This is a genomic window from Endozoicomonas sp. 8E (assembly GCF_032883915.1).
Classification (GTDB): domain Bacteria; phylum Pseudomonadota; class Gammaproteobacteria; order Pseudomonadales; family Endozoicomonadaceae; genus Endozoicomonas_A.
Map to the genome: position 1 here is coordinate 6,850,881 of NZ_CP120717.1, position 15,266 is coordinate 6,866,146.

16 protein-coding genes and 1 tRNA gene are annotated in these 15,266 nt (G+C 48.7%); 9 read left to right on the forward strand and 8 right to left on the reverse strand.

The features are described 5' to 3' along the window. Positions 1–52 precede the first annotated feature (52 nt). Complete coding sequence (locus P6910_RS24450; protein ID WP_317143839.1) at positions 53–1,105, reverse strand: DUF2333 family protein; 1,053 nt, start codon at positions 1,103–1,105, stop codon at positions 53–55. 672 nt (positions 1,106–1,777) lie between these two features. Between P6910_RS24450 and P6910_RS24455 the strand changes: the two genes are divergently transcribed. Then, positions 1,778–1,854 (forward strand) — tRNA-Ile (locus tag P6910_RS24455). 272 nt (positions 1,855–2,126) lie between these two features. Further along, positions 2,127–2,555 carry a hypothetical protein gene (locus tag P6910_RS24460; protein WP_317143840.1) on the forward strand — a complete coding sequence of 143 codons (429 nt, stop codon included), beginning with the start codon at positions 2,127–2,129 and terminating at the stop codon, positions 2,553–2,555. A 52-nt stretch (positions 2,556–2,607) separates the two neighbouring features. On the opposite strand, the gene P6910_RS24465 is transcribed toward P6910_RS24460, so the two are convergent. Further along, positions 2,608–2,871, reverse strand: a complete 264-nt coding sequence (locus P6910_RS24465) for a hypothetical protein (protein ID WP_317143841.1) — start codon at positions 2,869–2,871, stop codon at positions 2,608–2,610. Positions 2,872–3,061: 190 nt separating this feature from the next. Here P6910_RS24465 and P6910_RS24470 point away from each other — a divergent pair, with 190 nt between their 5' ends. Both P6910_RS24470 and P6910_RS24475 read left to right on the forward strand, forming a co-directional pair. Then, the gene (locus tag P6910_RS24470; RefSeq protein ID WP_317143842.1) at positions 3,062–3,316 is read left to right on the forward strand and encodes an antitoxin; all 255 of its coding nucleotides are present in this window, start codon (positions 3,062–3,064) and stop codon (positions 3,314–3,316) included. Next, positions 3,306–3,590, forward strand: a complete 285-nt coding sequence (locus P6910_RS24475; protein WP_317143843.1) for a type II toxin-antitoxin system RelE/ParE family toxin — start codon at positions 3,306–3,308, stop codon at positions 3,588–3,590. Before P6910_RS24470 ends, P6910_RS24475 begins: the two co-directional genes overlap by 11 nt. 37 nt (positions 3,591–3,627) lie before the next feature. Here P6910_RS24475 and P6910_RS24480 read toward each other — a convergent pair whose 3' ends face one another. Then, a complete protein-coding gene (locus P6910_RS24480; protein WP_317143844.1) occupies positions 3,628–3,822 on the reverse strand; it encodes a hypothetical protein in 195 nt (64 codons plus the stop codon). 326 nt (positions 3,823–4,148) lie between these two features. On the opposite strand from P6910_RS24480, the gene P6910_RS24485 reads away from it, so the two are divergent. After that, a complete protein-coding gene (locus P6910_RS24485) occupies positions 4,149–6,632 on the forward strand; it encodes a hypothetical protein (RefSeq protein ID WP_317143845.1) in 2,484 nt (827 codons plus the stop codon). A 17-nt stretch (positions 6,633–6,649) separates the two neighbouring features. Here the strand turns inward: P6910_RS24485 and P6910_RS24490 are convergent, their stop codons facing one another. Continuing rightward, complete coding sequence (locus tag P6910_RS24490) at positions 6,650–7,030, reverse strand: helix-turn-helix domain-containing protein (protein WP_317143846.1); 381 nt, start codon at positions 7,028–7,030, stop codon at positions 6,650–6,652. A 53-nt stretch (positions 7,031–7,083) separates the two neighbouring features. Here P6910_RS24490 and P6910_RS24495 point away from each other — a divergent pair, with 53 nt between their 5' ends. Then, positions 7,084–7,224, forward strand: a complete 141-nt coding sequence (locus P6910_RS24495) for a hypothetical protein (RefSeq protein WP_317143847.1) — start codon at positions 7,084–7,086, stop codon at positions 7,222–7,224. Positions 7,225–7,313: 89 nt separating this feature from the next. On the opposite strand, the gene P6910_RS24500 is transcribed toward P6910_RS24495, so the two are convergent. The 3 genes from P6910_RS24500 to P6910_RS24510 all read right to left on the reverse strand — a co-directional run bounded on the left by P6910_RS24500 (position 7,314) and on the right by P6910_RS24510 (position 12,419). Continuing rightward, positions 7,314–9,593, reverse strand: a complete 2,280-nt coding sequence (locus P6910_RS24500; protein WP_317143848.1) for a TonB-dependent hemoglobin/transferrin/lactoferrin family receptor — start codon at positions 9,591–9,593, stop codon at positions 7,314–7,316. A 124-nt stretch (positions 9,594–9,717) separates the two neighbouring features. After that, a complete protein-coding gene (locus tag P6910_RS24505; protein WP_317143849.1) occupies positions 9,718–10,761 on the reverse strand; it encodes an endonuclease/exonuclease/phosphatase family protein in 1,044 nt (347 codons plus the stop codon). 98 nt (positions 10,762–10,859) lie between these two features. After that, positions 10,860–12,419, reverse strand: coding sequence for an amidohydrolase family protein (locus P6910_RS24510; RefSeq protein WP_317143850.1), 1,560 nt, complete (start codon positions 12,417–12,419; stop codon positions 10,860–10,862). 36 nt (positions 12,420–12,455) lie between these two features. On the opposite strand from P6910_RS24510, the gene P6910_RS24515 reads away from it, so the two are divergent. After that, positions 12,456–13,541 (forward strand): OmpA family protein, encoded by a 1,086-nt coding sequence (locus P6910_RS24515; RefSeq protein WP_317143851.1) that lies wholly within the window; start codon positions 12,456–12,458, stop codon positions 13,539–13,541. A gap of 48 nt (positions 13,542–13,589) precedes the next feature. Here the strand turns inward: P6910_RS24515 and P6910_RS24520 are convergent, their stop codons facing one another. Beyond that, complete coding sequence (locus tag P6910_RS24520; protein ID WP_317143852.1) at positions 13,590–14,099, reverse strand: copper resistance protein NlpE; 510 nt, start codon at positions 14,097–14,099, stop codon at positions 13,590–13,592. Between the two features lie 173 nt (positions 14,100–14,272). Here P6910_RS24520 and P6910_RS24525 point away from each other — a divergent pair, with 173 nt between their 5' ends. Together P6910_RS24525 and P6910_RS24530 are read left to right on the forward strand one after the other, a co-directional pair. Then, positions 14,273–14,497: a hypothetical protein gene (locus P6910_RS24525; RefSeq protein ID WP_317143853.1), complete on the forward strand. Its 225-nt coding sequence runs from the start codon at positions 14,273–14,275 to the stop codon at positions 14,495–14,497. Positions 14,498–14,973: 476 nt separating this feature from the next. Beyond that, complete coding sequence (locus tag P6910_RS24530) at positions 14,974–15,159, forward strand: hypothetical protein (RefSeq protein WP_317143854.1); 186 nt, start codon at positions 14,974–14,976, stop codon at positions 15,157–15,159. Positions 15,160–15,266: the final 107 nt, after the last annotated feature.

Sequence of the window (15,266 nt, forward strand, 5' to 3'; positions counted from 1 at the left end):
CAGCCTCCAAATAATAAAGGGTTAAATATAGCACCCTAACTATTTACTGCATCTACCCCTGCTCAAGCAGTCGGCGCAGATCGATAATGCCGGCATTGGCGCGAGAGATATAATTGGCCATGACCAGTGAGTGGTTGGCCAGAATGCCAAATCCGCTGCCATTGAGAATGAATGGACTCCAGACTGTTTCCTGAGTGGCTTCCAGTTCCCGAATAATTTGCTTCAGGCTGATCGTAGCGTTCTTTTTTTCCAGTACATCAGCAAAGTCGACCTCTATCGCCTTCATCAGATGAATCAGCGCCCAGGAAGAACCACGGGCTTCGTAGAAAACATCATCGATTTTGGTCCAGGGTGTTTTCACTTCCACCAGCGTCTCTGCCTCTGTGGACTGGGAAGCTTCCGCATCCCCTGCCAGGTCAGTATTAATACGCGGTTTGCCGACACTGGCGCTTAGCCTTTGAGAGAGGCTGCCCAGACGGGTTTCAACATCGGTCAGCCAGCGGGTCAGGTTATCGGCACGGGCATAGAACTGGGCGGGATCCTGCTTATCGGGCAGTCGACGCATATAATTGCCCAGTTTATCGATACCACGCTGGTATTCTTTTTCACTGGAAGGAAGAATCCAACTCCTGGAATCAAAGTTAAACTGAGGCTCTGCAATGGCCAGATCGCGATCTTCCTGAGACTGGGACTGGGAACGACTCATATCTTTACGAAGAGAACGCGCCATATCACGCACCTGAACCAACACACCCAGCTCCCAACTTGGCATATTGTCCATAAACACACCGGGAGGACCGATATCATTTCGAATATAACCACCGGATTTGCTCAGCAGCGTGTCAGCAATACGATAAAGCGTAGCCGTGGTCGTGTAACCCACCACAACTTCCTGGCCGTTGGCCTGTGCCATCTGCTCGGTATTGGCTTTTACTGAAAAACGATCCGGCTCAATACTCCAGTAAATACCCAGAGAAGTCAGGCCAACTATCAGGACACCAACAGCAACGGCAATCGTTTTGGCTCCAGGTATACCATCACTGAGGGTGCCAGTGAGGCCCTCAGTTACTGAAGACACACGCTCTTTTATCTTTTCCAGAGCCATAGATTCCTCATTGCTCCAATCTGAATCCTGTTCATTATCCTCTATTCAGGGCGGGTATTAAAGACGCAGTCATCGCGCTAAGTACTCAGCCATACGGAATCGAATATTTCTGGCTTATTGGGCAGGTGCTCTGCAAGGCGCAACGACGGGAACATAGCAAGCTGTGTGACCAGAGTTGCAACGCAGCGCGACTGCATGGATGCAGGAGCTAGAGCAACGCAGGAGCAGTTGCCGCGAGTGCCTGAACAATGAGTCAGAAAATATGATTTCGTATGGTTGAGTACTTATGTGAATGACCGCTTGGCAAAACGCCAGAAACCCTCACCCAATACGCGGCTATCGCAAAATTGCTGCACTTCGCTGATACGGCGGGCAAATGCCCCTGCCACAATCCAGCATGACCTGCCGGACTTCCATCCAACAGAGGCATGGCTTTATATTTCGACAAGACACAGCAGGCGCTGACAAAAAAGCAGGCACCAACGATGCTTCTCATACACTTCAAGACCTGTTAAAGAACCTTTTTTGATTACTAAAAGCTTTATTAAAATCAGAGGGTTGGCGAGAGCGCCCTGATATGCTTATAATTCACCTCCACTAAGAACCACGCCCTGAAGTCCTGTGCGTTATGCGCTATCAACAGGAAAGATTACGGGGTTGGTGTCAAAAATGGGGCCTTTAGCTCAGTTGGTTAGAGCATCCGACTCATAATCGGCAGGTCCTGGGTTCGAGTCCCGGAAGGCCCACCATATACAAAAAAGCCCGTAGCGCTAGTAAGCACTACGGGCTTTTTTGTGTCTTGTATATTGCGCCTACTAATGCGCCTACTTTGTGTCGGACTGTAACGGTATTAAATGGTGAGGAGGCAGGTAAATCTATAGAGCCCTTAAAAGCAGTGACCGTCGCCCCAGTTGACATCCTCCCCGCCGAAAAGAGGGCATCGCAAAAGCACACTAAAGGCTCTGCACAACCAAGCATTGCGGGGACATGTGAACTATAGAAAATGAGAGGGAAGAAGAAAATGAAAAAGCTATTTTTTTCTACATCAGTCTTACTGGCTCTAATGCTGTCTGGCTGTGATCGTGATGCCCAACTCGCATCCAGGAATCTATCGAAAGCAGCGGATCAATTTGAAATTGATCGTAGAGTTGTTTTTTACAATGGCATTACAGGCGACTATATGCTGTCGCTTGAGGGCAAGTGTGCAATCAAAGACAGCAACAGGCAGCTGGAGGTCACCTGTAAGACGGGTCCCAATGAATTTAAAAAGCACTTCTTAGGTTTGTCCGATAATGTCACATACTTTGCTGAACAGATGGACGGTGTTGGTGTGAGTGTTTATCACAACCGAATTATCTGGAAGCCACAAAGTATCATGCCGAATGTTGATATTAACGGTTCTACTGATGATCTGGTGGAGAGTATGACTAAGTATACGTATAACCCGTAGTGCTGACGGGTAGCGTAGCTGTGCCGTCAAGTGAGTTCGTTAGGTGGCGTGGTTATTTCTGAAAGTGGTTTACAATCATGCCGAGAGTTTCTTCTATATTGTCAAAACGTTCGCGGTTCTCAGACTGGTAAGCCTCGATCTTGTGGTCTTGCTGATCAAAACGTTTTTCTACCTGAGCGAACATGAGCCGGTTCTCTCGCTGGTTTTCCAGCACAATCTTCTGTGTTTCCCCGGTAATCTGGACGAAGCGGGGTACAGCCTTATCCAGCGATTCAAAATGGGATTCAAGTCTCTCTACACGATGTTCCAGTGACATACTGCGTACCGTTATCATTTGTCGTAGGAGTAGTCAGAATAGCAGGCATTGAGAGGGGGCCGCCAAGGTATTGCACAGTGAAAAGTATGAACTGGTTTATCAATCTCTGGATGTCCTTTTCATATGATGCGTTTTTTCTTCTAAATGGTCTATTATTAGCTCTGTTAAAAGAGTTCTATAGAGGTTTAATATGCCCAACGTCCATCCCGTACTGGCCGATATGGCGACCAGTATCAGCGAATTCAAAAAAAACCCCATGGCCGTCATTCATAAGGGAGGGGGGCAGCCGGTGGCCGTTCTTAACCGCAATGAACCCGCCTTTTACTGCGTGCCCTCTGTCATCTGGGAAGCGGTACTGGACCAGCTGGAAGACATCGAACTGGCCAGACTGGTTGAGGAGCGAAAAAACCAGAAAGAAATCCCGGTAGACCTTGATGACTTATAAGCTGATCTTCAAGGAAGAAGCTCTGAAGGAGTGGCACCAACTTGATCAGAGCCTTCGGGATCAGTTCAGGAAAAAACTTGATGAACGGCGACGATCACCTAAAGTGCAATCGGCCCGACTCAGAGACATGAAGAACTGTTACAAGATAAAATTGCGTTCTTCCGGCTTCCGGCTGGTTTATGAAGTAAGGGACAAAGAGATTGTGATTGTTGTCATTGCCGTGGGCAAACGTGATCGCCAGAAAGTTTACCGGGCCGCGCAGAGGCGTCTTTAACCCACCTTCCCCAACAACGCCTCCCGCTCTTCCCGACTCATAGCTTGCCGTCTGCCTTCAGTGACTTGATAAGCTCATCATGGGATACGGTTTCCTCGCCCCGACGCTCTGCCACTGTCGCAAGATCTTCAAGGTCTTCTAAAAGCTCCTGATACTGATCCACAGGCAAAACGACTGATACCCGGTTTCCCTCGTCATCGGTTATGTATTTCGTCTTTTGTTGTGCTGGCATGATTTTATCTCCGCGACTCCATACCTGTTCACCAAGCCGTTATTTGATGCTCTTCAATTGAATTGGGGTTAGTTTTGCCATTAGAACCACCTTTGGATGTTGCGCTCTCTTTGCGCCTTCTATTGCACCCCATTTCTGTCGGACTTAGGCGGAAAAGGATAGTACAGCCTGGAATCTTACGGAGCGGGAAGGTCTGCGCAAGCGCCCAGCCTTTTCACGTGGAAGACGCAAAAGCACACTTATTATCTTGATCTATCCTTCCTTTTTGTAAACCAGAAGGCAGGGATAGAATTATTAAACACTCACTCTTTGCAGCACTGTTCTTGATGTCATTGTCAGTCATCAGCCAATCTAAACCGTTGACAAGGCATTTTGTTGTCGAGCTCGAGCAGAATGCAGATTTTCCAAACAGGGACTTTTCTATAAAGCTTGGCCGACATGAATTGTCGGGCAATCCGTCAGACCATATCGACTCAGAGGGCTATGCAGAACCCGACTCATCACCTGATGACAAACGACACAAACCTGACAGCTACAGGGTGAAAACGATCCTCATTGAGTCGATTTCGTGGCAGTGGCTTTATACTACGAATCTGCTGGTTGCTTGTGAGCTACTTCTGACCATCAACCCTCCCCCTCTGGGTTCACTCCCTTGTTCATGGCCACCCCTGGAAACAGTTATCGCTGTCGGTTGGCTTTTAAAAAGCTATTTCAACCCCGACTCACCACTGTTTAATCCGATTGAACAACAAGAAGCGTGTCAAAATCACCCGTTTGCAATCACCACTATGATGCCTGGCTCTGGACATGCCCCACAACAAGGCCAGCCATCAAAATCATCCAGCCAGCAAATTCCAAAGGCTACCACTTATATTACAGGCTATTTCACCAGACTCCTGCATTCTGACTCTGGCAGTAGTGACGAAGATCCTGAACAAGACCTGCATACTTTGGGTTTAAATTGTTATCTCTATCCCTGTAATGGTGTTTGTCGATTCCGACAATCTTCCGATACGTCCAGAAGCGGAGCGTTGGTTTGTGAAGAAAGTTCAACAAACAACACAGAAGAAACACCCGAACAAATTTCATACCCCCATTTGGCCAATACACAGTTTTACAGTTGCAACTCTTCCGACGGTGCCGCCCCGGACTCAATAGTTTCAGGGGTAGCAGATACAACCTGCCCTGTCAGACAAATAACTTGCAACGTGATAGTGTTCGGGGAGGATGGCCATCTTCGTCAATGCGGATCAGTCCATAAAAATGCCAGAGGCCTGTCGTCTCACAAAAGTAAATACCATACTGGAGAAAAAAGCTGCGACTTATTAATAGTCGGTGAGGATGGGCAGCAACGGACATGCGGATTGCTCTGTCAGAATTCCAGAGCCCTATACAATCACAGAAGCAATGTCCACTCCGGGCAAAAAATATGTGGTGCAACCGTGGTCGGGGAGGATGGCCAGCAGCGCCCATGCGGGATGACCTTGAGGAATGCTTCATCTCTGCGAGTTCATAAAAGCAGCATCCACACCGCGCAACAAACCTGTAACTTGAACGTGCGCGGGAAAGATGGTCAGCTGAGACCATGTAGGAAGTCTTTCAAGAGTGCACTATTACTGTCGTCTCACAAAAGCAGCATCCACACTGAACAAAGAACCTGCAAAGTTACTGTGATCGGTAAGGATAACCAACCACGGCCATGCGGGAGCGTCTGCAGGAATGCTAAAGCCCTGACGACTCACAAACACTATTACCACACCGGGCAAAAAATTTGTCGGGTAACCATGGTCGGAAAAGATGGCCAACCGCGGCCGTGCGGGAAGATCCTCAAAAGTGCTCAATCTCTGGCGGTTCATAAAAGCAACGTCCACACCGGGCAACAAACCTGTAACTTGGACGTGCGCGGGAAGGATGGTCAGCTGAGACCATGTAGAAAGTCTTTCAAGAGTGCACGATCACTGTCGTCTCACAAAAGCGGCATCCACACTGAACAAAAAACCTGCGAAGTTACTGTGATCGGTAAGGATAACCAACCACGGCCATGCGGCAGAGTCTGCAGGAATGCTAAAGCCCTGACGACTCACAAAAACCATTACCACACCGGACAAAAAATTTGTCGGATAACCATGGTTGGAAAAGATGGCCAACCGCGGCCGTGCGGGAAGATCCTCAGAAGTGCTCAATCTCTGGCGGTTCATAAAAGCAGCGTCCACAGCGGGCAAAAAACCTGTCAGTTAACCATGCCCGGGGAGGATGGCCAGCCGCGCCCATGCGGGAAGATCTTTAAGAATGCTCAGACCCTGTCGGATCACAAAAGAAAGGCTCACACTGGAAAAAAAACATGTAACTTTACCGTGCTCGGGGACGATGACCAGCTGCGGCCATGCGGAAAGCTTTTCAAGAATGAACGATTAATGTCGTCTCATAAAAGCAGCGTCCACACCGGGCAAAGAACCTGTATCTTGACCGAGCCAGGGGAGGATGGGCAGCTGCGGCCATGCGGGAAGGCCTTTAAGAACTCTCAAGCCCTGTCGGATCACAAAAGAAGAGTTCACTCCGTGCAACAAACCTGTAACTTGACCGTGCTCGGGAAGGATGGCCAACTGCAACCATGCAGGAAAGTCCTTAACGATATGAGATCCCTGCAGGATCACAAAAGCAAAATCCACAGCGGGCAAAAAGCCTGTGACGTGGTCGTGGTTGGAAAGGATGGGCAGCAGCGACCGTGTGGGAAGGTCTGCAAAAATGCCCAAGACCTGTCGAATCACAAAAGAATACATCGAAAACGCAAGCCTGTTGATGTGAATTAGGATGACGACCTCAATCTTCAGCATTTTTCATCGTAAGCCTCTCTGACCTGCTTAATATCATCATGATGTTTGCTAGCCCAGGCGACCAACTGGTACAAAGGTTTAACGATATCGCGCCCCATTTCTGTTAACTCGTATTCCACCCGTGCCGGGACTTCCGGATAGACAGTTCTCAGCACATATCCTTCTCGCTCCAGATCTCTCAGGGTTTGTGTCAGCATGCGCTGGGAAATACCTACAATACGCGACTTCAGAGAATTAAAGCGATCGGGGCCATCCACCAGGGCAAACAGAATCAGCAACGACCACTTATCCCCGATCTGGGCGATGACCTTTCGGATCGGACAGTCCTCGCTATTATGGAACATCCGCCTTTCAGTTTGAGCTGGCTTAGCCATATCCCACCCACGCCACATTGCATAAAGATGATCGTGGTAACGATGAAAAGGGTATGAATATTATTGATACCTGGCGTTTGGAGAATGGTCCTATTGTTGAACACTGGGACTCCATTCAAGCCTTAGACGATTTTATGCGCTTTTATTCACTGATCAGTGGCGGCAACATTCGCAATGATAATGGTGTGTTTTAAGGAAGTTTTCTGGTTGAGGCAAGGAATGGGTTCCCAAGGAGACCAACAGGGTCTGAAAGCGTGGGAAGCAGAGTTTTGCGACAGCCCGGTCATATCTCCCACTTCACACTGACAGAAAAGTTCCTTCCGGGCTGGGTATAACGGTTAAGGCCCTTATAGGTGTCGGAAAGACCCCGTACATCATCCCACTTCCAGTATTTCTTGTCAGTAATATTGAAAATACCGGCAGTGAGGATCACGTCTTCAATAGGCCTGAAGTAAGCGGTCATATCAACAAGCCCATAGCCGGGTGTTGCGAACTGTTCGCCCCCTGCTTCACTCTCGTCTGAAGCAATATCGCTATTAGAGATATCGTCTTTATCTTTAGCGGCGACCAGAGTCCACATCACCTCCCCGCCCCAGTTGTCATCGGGTGAATCATAGGCCAGTCCAATAACAGCGGTGAGCGGAGCAATACTGTTTAAAGGATCGTCTTTAAATAATTCTCCCTTATCATTGGAGAAAGTACCCTGACCTTTACTCCAGGCGACCGCTGCCTTAAAACTTGTTCCAATGGGCGCCCCTATGGCCTCATCCAGCCAGAGCTGGCCCTTGAACTCAAGACCCTTGATGGTTGTGTCATCCAGATTCTGATATTGGTACTGAACATCTCTCCCAACTGTTCCAAGGGGAACCATTTCAATAAAGTCGTCATACCGATTGTAAAATGCAGTGATTTCTGCACTTCCAAGTCGCCCGTTCGCTCTCAATCCTACTTCAATAGAGTCACTTTTCTCGGGCTCCAGATCGGGATTAGGCATAACATGAATGTTCATTGGGCCGACAGGTACGATCTCTTCAAAATACATCGCAAATAAATCAGGTGTGCCAAAGCCCTGGCTGTATTGTACAAACCCGGAAAATACGTCTGTGAACTTATAAACAGCGCCCAGTTTTCCAGACCAACTGTCGTATGATTTGTCTTTATACGCTTTCTTGTAATATTGATCCGTTTCAGTTTCGGGTGAAAAGCTGTCATAACGAATGCCCGGTGTCACGATCAGACGATCGTCCAGCAGGGTTATTTCATCCTGAAGATAGATACCCAAAGAATCAACGGTCGCCAGTGGCGCATAACGACTAATGTCATTCTCTTCGCCAGCCGGATTCTTGACGTATGTGGTCTTGTTCAGGTTATTCTGCTCTTTTCTTTCCAACTCCAGTCCATAGCTGATAAGGTGATCGGACGATTTGAAGTCGAGCCACCTGGTCATCTTCAGATCCAGCTGCCAGCTGGTTTCCTTGTAGATGTAATCCTTGTTTCTTCCCTGGGTTTCCCATTTCGAAGGGGCCCCGGCCTCTACCTGCATTTCATCATAGGTAATCTGATTGGTCTCGGTTTCCTGCCAGTTCAGAGACCAATTAAGCGTATCAAAAACCGGTATGAAAGCTTCCCATTCATGGAACACGCCAAGGCGTTGGCGTTTTGTTAAGTCCTCTGCATCAAATTTGCTGTAAGGTGAAGAGTTTCCAGTGGGTTGTGCACCGACCATTGACAATAAATCGGTATCCGAGTGTAACTCCCGCCACTCGGCTGTCAGCCCCATACGATGATCGTCGTTCAATTGATACTGTAACTTGCCCAGTACGTTATTGATCCCGATATCCTTGGGGTCGGCTTCTCCCCTGGTCTCACCCTTCACATCGGCACCACCATGAGTCCGGGTTTCTTTGGCATCGCGACGGGTATAAATCAGCAGGCTTTCCAGATCATCAGTGCGATTGGCAAACGTTGCCGTTTCAGTAAAGGCACTGTCAGCAGAAGAGTATCCCCCCTTCAGTGATGCGTAGGCGTCATCATCTTCGGGATTAAGAAAGTCTGCCGGGTCTTTGGTGACAAAAGCAACAACACCGCCGATAGCATCGCTACCATGGACGGTCGATGCCGGACCTTTTAAGACCTCAACGGCCTTGATGGTTTCGAGGTCAATAAAATTTCGCTGGGAACGCAGAAACATTTTGGTGGAATCAAAGGCTTTGGCCTGATCCACTCCGTCTACGGTAATCTTGACCCGGTTGGCATCCATCCCACGAATATTGAAGCTGCCCGCACCGGTTCTGCCATCATTTGTGACGGTAACTCCCGGCTCGTAACGAACCAGGTCATCAATGTCATTGACCATTTTCTTTTCAATGTCATCCGCCGTGGTGACATCTACGCTGCTGGCCACTGAATCGAGATTCTGTTCAGTCAGGGTCGCAGACACAGTCACCTGGTCCAGCAGAGTGGGTTGTATGGACGGCAAAGCTTCTTCAGCCCTGACTGAGGCAATTGCTAATGCCAAACCGGCCAGGGCCAGATGTGTTTTTTGAATCGCGGGTAGGCTCATTGTTTAACGGCAATTCCTGAGGCTCGGGCTTCATGCTATTGATGTTGCGTTTTTCGAGTCAATGACTAACCATGACGAAAGGGACTGATGATTCAGGGTCAGTCCGGTTCATCCTGAAAATAGATCAGTTCTTTCGCAATCTGAACTCTGCCACCAAAGGCAGGTGATCCGAGAGCAATTCAGCTTTTTGGACCACTCTGGCTTTCACCAGATCCAGCTTTGTTGAATAGAACAGATAATCCAACGTCCGATCCAGACCCAACTCCTGACGGCTTCGATTAGTGAACCACTGTTGCCTTGCCTCTCCAGAAGCCTGTTGAGGTGTTGGAACAACCGGATACCTGTCGGTAAGTACGGATAACTCGGAATCTTTCTGATACCAGAACTGCTCGGAGTCATGAAGGTGCTCATACTGTCCCTGCGGAATCAAATTGAAATCCCCTCCGGTAATCCACAGGGAGCTGGCCTCCAGCTGGTCCAGCCGCTCAGCCAATTGCTTTACCTGCCTTTGCATAATATCCAGCCCTTGGGCAAAAGCATCCAGATGCGTATTAATCACCGTCAGTGACTCGGCCCCCAGATTGATTTCGGTCTCCAGCAGGGCCCGTTGGGTGGTCGCAGGATAAAGAGACTGATCAGGTAAGGCAGGAAGGTCATGCCTGACGACACTTTCTATAGCAAACCGTGAAAAAGTCAGCAGATTCACTCCACCCGGCTCTTTCCGGACATTCGGTGAGGCCCGTTCGTTCAAAAAACTATAGGCAGTGAATGTGCTGCAATAAAACCTTGCAGGCAGGGCGTCTTTGAACCACTGGATCTGGTTCATCCTGACTCTGGGGTCTACGTCAACTTCCTGAAGCAGAAGGATATCAGGGTTCTCTTCTTCAATCAGGTCTGCAACCTGTTGAAAAACAGATAATTGCTTGTCAAGAGCCAGAGCTTCGCGTTGCTGCGGGGGCTTCCATAGTTCATAAATACCTCCGGCCAGAAACTGAACATTCCAGGTCATCACCTTGATGGATTGACCGGCTTCAAGCTTTTCTGGTGTTCCAGTGCATTGAACAGAAGGTTTTGCAAAAACAGAACCGGCTCCCAGACCCAGCTTGAGTAACACAGCGATCCAAAGTAACCACGAGTGAAGCGAAGGGGTTTTCGAATCTGAAGGCATAGTTCCGCCCTGAATGGATAAACATCAGGTCGGCCTGAGTCTGCTCTCGATCAGTCTCTTATCGCCGACCCCGGATACCCAGTATAGACCGCAGTTTTCTATTGCTCTTGCAGTTTCTGTTTGACTATCGCGTTAATCCCAAACTTCAGTGCAGGCTGAACAACCTGCTTTTGGATAAAAGCATCATAGCTCTTCTGATACTTATCCATTTGCTCATCCAGCATTGCGCGGGTGTAGAGTCGTCCATTCACCACAACGGCTTCGATGGTATTGAGGGCAGCAAGGTTTGCCCCGGGATTCTCTCGATAAATGACAAAGCTGGCCTTTGCACCGGGTTTAAAGCTGACGGGTTGCCCCAGAAACTTTGCCGGGACCGTTGTCGCTGCTGCCAGAGCCTGCTCAGGACCCAAACCTGAATCGGAAAGTAACTCGATCTCCCTGATTAACGATGCCCCGGGAACGACGCCCGGTGCCATAGTATCGGTCCCGGCATGAACAGGCACACCGGCTTCATAAAGCGCTTTTACGGTAGCCTGCATTTCTTTCAATACGTTCTCAAAGGCCATAATCCGCGCTTCATTCATAAATCGGGCAGCTGTTATTCCCTCTTCTGAATCCCAGAGAGTATCCCGATAGTAATGAGGCAGAAGTTCGTTCGCTCTGTCCGCCAACATGGTTTCACGATGTTTGCTGACTATCACTCGCTCGATAGTCACCAGAGTTGGCGTAACAGCGCCTCCCTGCTCGACCAGCGCTTTAACAAATGCATTTCTGCGCTTTTCGTCCATATTCAACCATTGCATCCGACCTTCAATGTAGTTGTCCGGATTCTCTGCCGCAGGAGGAAAACCCCTCAAATGCTGTGCATCGTCCAATCTGGCTTCTGCGGCATTCATACCGTGAGGCACATGCCCAACTAGCCGCATACCGTATTTATGAGCCGCGACACGCAGTGCTTCCAGCACATCAGGCTTCACATGGTCGTATACTTTGATACAGCTGTTTCCTCGCCCGGACAGTGTTTTAACGATCCATTCGGCTTCTTCGGGCTTTTCCAGAACCAGTGCAGAATCCCAGACCGGATCAAGGCCATCAATCATACGACCGCAACTTACTATATCCGGACCGGCCAGTTCTCCTCTCGATATCAGGGTTCGAAGCTCTGAAGATTGCCCCGGCTTCATATCTCCCATGGTTCGAATCGTGGTCACACCATGATAAAGATGCAAAAAAGCAAACAGTTCATTTTGATCGGGCAGCGGCAAATGATTCCAGTGGGCATGCATATCGATCAGCCCGGGCATCACAAACAGGCCGGCGTACGGATCATTTTTATCGACTTCAGCCTTTCTGACACTGGTAATGGTCTGACCCTTAACCTCCAGACTGACCGGAGTTGTTCGCGGCTCACCCGGAATCACCAGTTCAACCTTGCTGAGTTTTAACCCCGGCTCGGGAGAAGACAAAGCAGCGGGTAACTGAATCTGTAGGGCTACAACAGCAGCCAGTGCAAGCAATAACACCATAATGAAGGACAATATTTTTTTCGTAATGCTGAATACCTTCAGAATAATTCCAAGTCTCTGTCGTTGAATATGGGTAGAAATCTCACTTGACGTTATAAAGACATTTAACAGATGCACATTAAATAGGTACACTTCGCCTACATCCCAACGACACCAAGGAATGTAGCCGTGTATAAAAAACGACAGTTACTGGCTTTAGTAATTTCCACCGGATTGACCGCTTCGGTTTATGCTGATGAAGGACGCTGGTATATCAACCCTGCGATTGGTCTTCAGAATTTTGATTCTGATCGCAATCTGGACGATGCCACCACACTGACTCTTGGGGGTGAATATCGCTTTAACGATCACTGGGCCACAGAACTGAGATTTCTCGACAGCAATGCTGACAGCAGAATTGGAGACACTGACGTCAACCAATATTACCTGGATGCTCTCTACTACTTCAAACCCATGACAGCCAAGTGGCAACCTTTTGCCATTCTGGGTGTGGGCCACGGGGAATTTGAAGGCAAGCTCAGTGACTCTAAGGAAACACAGGCCAACGCCGGCGTTGGTGTCCGCTATGCCATTAACGAGGACTGGTCACTGCGCGGGGATGTTCGAGGCATCCACGGAACCGACGACAGCACCTGGGACAGTCTGGTCAATATCGGAATCAGTTACGCCTTCGGTGGAAGTTCAGCACCTGCCCCAGCACCTGTTGAAGCCGATACCGATCAGGACGGTGTACCTGACAGTCGTGACAACTGCCCAAATACTCCAGCCGGTGCACCGGTTGATGCCAATGGCTGTGCACTGGACACCGATAAAGACGGTGTTCCGGATTATATGGATCAGTGCCCGAACACACCCGAAGGTCGCAAAGTCGACGACAACGGCTGCAAAATCGCACTGATAAAAGACATCAGCATGAAGCTCAGCGTCAATTTTGCCACCAACTCTACCGACGTAAACGGCGAGATTGATAACGTCGCCGAAGTGGTTCAGTTCCTGAAAGCCTATCCTGAAGTACCTGTAGAGATTGGAGGTTACACCGACAATAGAGGTGCTGAGGAATACAACAGAAACTTGTCACAGCGTCGTGCAGACGCAGTTCGCAACATTCTCATCAATGATTATGGTATTGCAGGCGACAGTATCACAGCCGTTGGTTACGGCGAAGATCAGCCTGTTGCCAGCAATGAAACAGCTGAAGGACGTGCCGCCAACCGCCGGGTTGAAGCCACCCTGAAGCATAAGATCGAGCAGTAGCTCTGGCGAGGAGAGTTCATTCGAACTCTCCTCTTCCAAGTGTCACCATCATGGCATCTTTTTCAGATTGTAGCGTGAAGCTAAATCACCCGTTGCCTTCTCGCCGTTCATATCCAGTTTCATTAGTATGTTTTCACCTACGAAGTATTGGTTTGGACCTGACTCGTCAACCAAGGTGACGACATTGCCCGATTTGTTCCAGGTGAATTTACCTCCAGATTTGATTGGGTCGCCTGCTTTGCCTTCATACAACTCAACCAGCGAGTAGGTGCCGTCTTCATTAAGTGTCAGTGTTGTATCGATGCCTGCACAATCTGCACAAGGAAGTTTACCCTCGTAAACGCCACTCCAATTCAGAGCATTTTGCGCGTTTTGACCAGAATCGACAAAAGTATCGGTGTTGGTCACCTGCTCTTCTTTAATTGGAGCTACATCAATTGCGTTTTCCAGATCTGTTGCTTGAGGAACGTCAACCGCAGTTGTATCCGCCGGTTTCTCGTCCTGACAGCCCGCCATGATGATCAACACACCAGTTAGCGCCAGTAGTGTCTTTTTCATTTAATTCCCCTCTAAATGAACGAGTTGACATACCAAAATGATCTCATTGCAAGTACGCCAAGGTCAGCTGTATACCTTGCTAATAGTAGACCTGTTTCCTACAACTGCGTCAGAACAAAGCAAATCATTTAAGAGTCTTCATGGCATAACTTTTTACCGGCAAGAAGGAAGTGTTGGATCAGTCCTGCCGGCAGCAGGCCAGTGAGCTGATTGAACTGAAAACCAGTGTTGCAGGACTGGAGGCCAGTACAGATAACCGGAACAATAAGGTCGGCCAACTTAAAACTGAACTGGCAAAGCTGAAGCGGGAGAATAAGACCCTGACCAGGGAGATCGGTAGTTTGCTGGCGCAGGTTAAGCAGCTGTCAGAGCAGTTGAAGAATAAGCCACAAAGGTAATGCAATATGTAATACGAGAAGTTTAGTTGAGCCTACTCGCCAGATGAAAATCATTTTGGAGTAGGCCTCGTTGAACTTTAGAACCCATGAGAAAAGGACGCTAGTGGAATAATATTCACCAGCCAGTCCAGTAGTACCTGCTCACGGAAGAAATATGAATCAAACCCCCAGAAGACATCACCCGTGCTCGTTGAAAATCTAATCCCGTGAATAAAAATTCCAGAGGACCGATCCAGCCAATCAAACCTGTTACAAAAACTTATTTGCTGCTGACCATGTATTGGATAATTACCCCAGACCAGATAGGAAGGACGGAAATATGTTGCTCGTACAACAACACCAAACACTGGCGGAATGAGTGTTACAAACATATCGAGACCTTTGCGAGATTTGCACAGTTTGACATCCTCCCCGCCGTGAAGAGGCTGTCGCAAAACTCTTCATTCTCGTCATTCCCGCGAAGGCGGGAATCCACAGTGACTCACCACCAGAACCATACTGCCCGGTGCCCCCCCTGGCCTTGTCATCCCCGAGAAGGCAGAGACCCACCGTTGGCGCTAGATTCCCGCCTTCGCGGGAATGACGACCTCAGAGCATGGGAACGAGCTGTTGGAGTTTTGCAACACCCTCTAGAAGTACGGGGTTTTACGCTCATTCGATAAATTACCACTTATATGCAAGACAGAATAAGCCAATCGAAAACTAGCAGGGAGCAAGGCAGAATGGAAACTACAACTCTATAAAAAACCTTCAGAGCAACCAGAAATAT

Coding starts and splice junctions, on each gene's coding strand:
- P6910_RS24485 (WP_317143845.1), top strand. CDS start 4,149: ATGTCATTGTCAGTCATCAGCCAATCTAAACCGTTGACAAGGCATTTT.
- P6910_RS24520 (WP_317143852.1), bottom strand. CDS start 14,099: ATGAAAAAGACACTACTGGCGCTAACTGGTGTGTTGATCATCATGGCG.
- P6910_RS24465 (WP_317143841.1), bottom strand. CDS start 2,871: ATGTCACTGGAACATCGTGTAGAGAGACTTGAATCCCATTTTGAATCG.
- P6910_RS24450 (WP_317143839.1), bottom strand. CDS start 1,105: ATGGCTCTGGAAAAGATAAAAGAGCGTGTGTCTTCAGTAACTGAGGGC.
- P6910_RS24490 (WP_317143846.1), bottom strand. CDS start 7,030: ATGGCTAAGCCAGCTCAAACTGAAAGGCGGATGTTCCATAATAGCGAG.
- P6910_RS24470 (WP_317143842.1), top strand. CDS start 3,062: ATGCCCAACGTCCATCCCGTACTGGCCGATATGGCGACCAGTATCAGC.
- P6910_RS24505 (WP_317143849.1), bottom strand. CDS start 10,761: ATGCCTTCAGATTCGAAAACCCCTTCGCTTCACTCGTGGTTACTTTGG.
- P6910_RS24475 (WP_317143843.1), top strand. CDS start 3,306: ATGACTTATAAGCTGATCTTCAAGGAAGAAGCTCTGAAGGAGTGGCAC.
- P6910_RS24500 (WP_317143848.1), bottom strand. CDS start 9,593: ATGAGCCTACCCGCGATTCAAAAAACACATCTGGCCCTGGCCGGTTTG.
- P6910_RS24460 (WP_317143840.1), top strand. CDS start 2,127: ATGAAAAAGCTATTTTTTTCTACATCAGTCTTACTGGCTCTAATGCTG.
- P6910_RS24495 (WP_317143847.1), top strand. CDS start 7,084: ATGAATATTATTGATACCTGGCGTTTGGAGAATGGTCCTATTGTTGAA.
- P6910_RS24480 (WP_317143844.1), bottom strand. CDS start 3,822: ATGCCAGCACAACAAAAGACGAAATACATAACCGATGACGAGGGAAAC.